Raw genomic sequence first — 3,369 nt, 5'->3', positions numbered from 1 at the left:
CTGGTGATAGCAAGATCTAAAAATCGCTGATTTATGGTTTTTAACTTTACATTAATAGATCATAATGGGATCAATCATGAGAAAGGAGGAATTACTATGATTGATTCCAGCCACACTGAAACACTGTATGATGTAATCCAACAGTTTCGAGAATACATCACACAAAACTATGGAGCCGACTCAAAAACTGCTCAAGCCTACATCCGGATTGCCGATGATTTCCAGCGGCATGTGAGTGATAAGGATCCCTCGGTTCTACCAGAGTTAGACGTTCAAGAGTACTATGGCCTGACTGTTGGAGTGCCACCATTTGAAGCACCACTGTCAAAATCAAAAGAACGGTATGCCCGAGCCATACGGATGATTCACAGCATCCTTCATAACGAAGAGCCAAAACGAAGGTATATCAACTATCCGCTTAGATGTCCTGCACCATTTCAGGATATTCTCAGCAGATACGAAACCATTATGAGGGATGACCAAAAGAGCCATGGTACTATTCGTACACGCTCCGGTCGTATGAAGGTATTCTTTGTTTTTCTGGCGGACAGGGAGTGTGTTGCCTTGGAGGACATTACACCAGAGCTGTTTGCTGACTATGTCTCATCCCTCAGGGATAGATACTCATCGCAAGGGAAGGCTTCTATTTTATATACGATCAGGAACTTTTTCTCTTATGACGAGTTCTCGGATATGTTATCGTTTGACCCGCTTCCCTTTTTGACAGGGATTCATTCAAAAAAGCATGAGAGATTACCTTCTTTCTATACAGCGGATGAGGTAAAACGCATTCTGAACGCAGTTGACAGAAACACTCAATGGGGTAAAACAGCCTACCTTATGATGCTTCTTGCCTGTGTGTATGGGTTACGTTCCAGCGATATCAAGGCTTTGGTTTTTAGCGGCATCAACTGGGAAAGACGAACCATTACAATTTTGCAGTTTAAGACACATAGGGAAGTGTCGCTTCCCATTACGGATGAAGTGCTGTTTGCATTACTTGACTATATTAAAAATGCTCGCCCAAGAGTAAACAGCCCATATGTATTCATCCGGCTTAGAAAGCCGTATGTTCCATACTCGATGGATGACCATTTTGGAGATAAGATTTTACCATACTTCGAGATTGCAGGTGTAGACACAAAAGGGAAGCATCATGGTCTGCACTCACTCAGACATAGTCTGGCTACAAATCTTTTTGAATCGGGAACTCCGGTAAATGAGATTGCCGTGATCCTAGGGCACACATCTGCAGCCTCAACGAAGACATATGTCTGGTCTGATATTGAGCGCCTCAGAATAGCAGCATTGGAGGTGCCCGGAAAATGATCAATGACAAGGAGTTTCTTAAATTTGAAGAAGGTTTCTTCAAGCCGTACTTTGAAAAGTTCATAGAGTTCAAGCGTGGTAAGGGCGAAAAGGTTGCCAATTCAACACTAATCCGTTTCAGAAAACTGAATAATTCGCTTAACCAGTATCAGACAGATCAAATATCTGAGCAGATGATACTGGAGTTATTGGCTCCGCGTGATGGACTTAGTGAAATCGAGCGTCAATACATGACATCAAACTTACGGCAGTTTTGTTCTTTCCTGGTGCTTCTCGGAGTAAACGCAGCCGCTGTTCCACCAAAGTATATGCGAACAGCCAGATGTGAATTTCGTCCATATATTTTCAGCGACGAAGAATTACATCGCTTAGTCGTTGTTGCTGATTCACTTCCTTCATCAAATAGAACCAAAGCACATCAGCAGATTTATCCAGTGCTTGTAAGAATGCTCATAGGTACCGGGATGCGTATAGGAGAAGTTTTGGCACTGAAAAGGGGTGATGTTGATCCAATAAATGGCGTGGTTAAGGTGATAAATGGAAAAAATGGTGTTTCAAGATATATTCCTGTATCTGATAGTCTAAAAATGGTTCTCAGTAGTTATGCTGAAACTATCGATATGTCTGACGAAGACAAGCCGTTTTTTATTTCTTCCTATACTGGCGGTCATCTTACATATGATGCAATGAAATATATGTTTCCAAAGATGCTTAAGGCGGCAGATATATACACGGCAGATGGTAGAACACCCAACATCCACTCTATCCGGCACACGTTCTGTACCAGAAGTCTGGAGAAAATGCTGGATAGCGGAATGAATATCTATACCGCCATACCGATATTGGCTGCCTATGTTGGTCATGTGAATTACATGGATACAGAAAAATACATTCATTTCACGGAACAGGGACATGAAGACTTCATTAAAAAAGAAGCTTCCCTGGGGAGTATATTCCCGGAGGTGATCGATGAGTGAATACTTATCCTTTTATGTCCAGCGCTATTTTATGTCGTACTTGATGAAACAGCATAATTATGGGTCGAATACTATTTCATCATATCGTGACACTTTCAGGCTGTTGCTTGCATTTATGGCAGAATCCAATGCGGATATATCAAAGATAGAAATCTATAACATCAGCCATGACAAAGTACTTGAGTTCATGACATGGCTTGCAGAAGTTAGAAAAAATGGAGTATCCACAAAAAATGTAAGGTTGGCACACATAAAATCATTTTTTCGATATGTGATGATGACTACACCAGAGCATTCAGAGCAATGCCGAAAAATACTTAGTATCCCTTTCGGAAAAGAGGACAAGAAACCTCCCGTCTGTATGTCCACTGATGCAATAAAACAATTGCTGGCATCGGTTGATTCATCAGTTGACGAGGGACTACGTCACTTGGCACTCTTATCACTTATGTACGATTCTGCCTGCAGGGTTCAGGAAATCATCGGTCTTAATGTTATGGACTTTCATGCTGGTCAGTGCTGCAGGATTTATGTCCATGGCAAGGGAAACAAATACCGCTCTATCCCCTTACTCAGTGAAACAGAGAAGATTGTATCGAAATATATTAAACGCTTTCGTCTTATGCCGGATTCTCCGTTGTTTTGCAATAAAAATGGTGAGCGGTTAACAAGGCAGGGCATCCGTTATATAATACAAAAATACTCAAAGATGGCTAATGAAAACACGCCAGGCATTATTGAAGGTTCTGCGTATCCACACATACTTCGCCATAGTAAGGCTACACACCTTGTAAACAGCGGTGTAAACATATACAATGTCAGAGATTTCTTGGGACATGAATCTGTGGCGACTACGCAGATTTATCTGACTACGAATCCTGAGGTCACAAGAAAGGCTATAGAAACAGTTGCAGAGAAAACTGTACCCGAAAGCCTTGATTTCTTCTCAAAAGAGGACCGAGATGATTTACTTTCCTTCTTAGATTCTTTAAGGTAGTAGGCAAGTGTTAATGTAAAGTCAGCAAGAGCACAATGTAACTAATGATTGTATAGGAATGTCTGA

The 3,369-nt window shown here is 41.4% G+C and carries 3 protein-coding genes; all 3 read left to right on the top strand.

The genetic code is table 11. From position 1 onward, the window contains the following. Nucleotides 1–96 precede the first annotated feature (96 nt). Genes ACTNES_RS20115 through ACTNES_RS20105 form a run of 3 tightly spaced genes read left to right on the top strand, consistent with a single transcriptional unit; the run spans nt 97 to nt 3,303 of the window. On the top strand, nt 97–1,329 hold the full coding sequence (locus tag ACTNES_RS20115; protein WP_441040500.1) for a site-specific integrase: 1,233 nt from the start codon (nt 97–99) through the stop codon (nt 1,327–1,329). Next, nucleotides 1,326–2,306 carry a tyrosine-type recombinase/integrase gene (locus ACTNES_RS20110; RefSeq protein WP_441040499.1) on the top strand — a complete coding sequence of 327 codons (981 nt, stop codon included), beginning with the start codon at nt 1,326–1,328 and terminating at the stop codon, nt 2,304–2,306. The genes ACTNES_RS20115 and ACTNES_RS20110 overlap by 4 nt, the downstream gene beginning before the upstream one ends. Next, nucleotides 2,299–3,303: a tyrosine-type recombinase/integrase gene (locus tag ACTNES_RS20105; RefSeq protein WP_441040498.1), complete on the top strand. Its 1,005-nt coding sequence runs from the start codon at nt 2,299–2,301 to the stop codon at nt 3,301–3,303. The genes ACTNES_RS20110 and ACTNES_RS20105 overlap by 8 nt, the downstream gene beginning before the upstream one ends. Nucleotides 3,304–3,369 lie beyond the last annotated feature (66 nt).

The organism is Blautia sp. HCP3S3_D9, assembly GCF_052063845.1.
Lineage (GTDB): Bacteria > Bacillota > Clostridia > Lachnospirales > Lachnospiraceae > Blautia_A.
This window is presented reverse-complemented; position numbering and strand designations above follow the sequence as displayed.

Bases quoted from the DNA above. Each gene is read 5' to 3' on its own strand.
- ACTNES_RS20115 (WP_441040500.1), top strand. From the start codon at position 97: ATGATTGATTCCAGCCACACTGAAACACTGTATGATGTAATCCAACAG.
- ACTNES_RS20110 (WP_441040499.1), top strand. From the start codon at position 1,326: ATGATCAATGACAAGGAGTTTCTTAAATTTGAAGAAGGTTTCTTCAAG.
- ACTNES_RS20105 (WP_441040498.1), top strand. From the start codon at position 2,299: ATGAGTGAATACTTATCCTTTTATGTCCAGCGCTATTTTATGTCGTAC.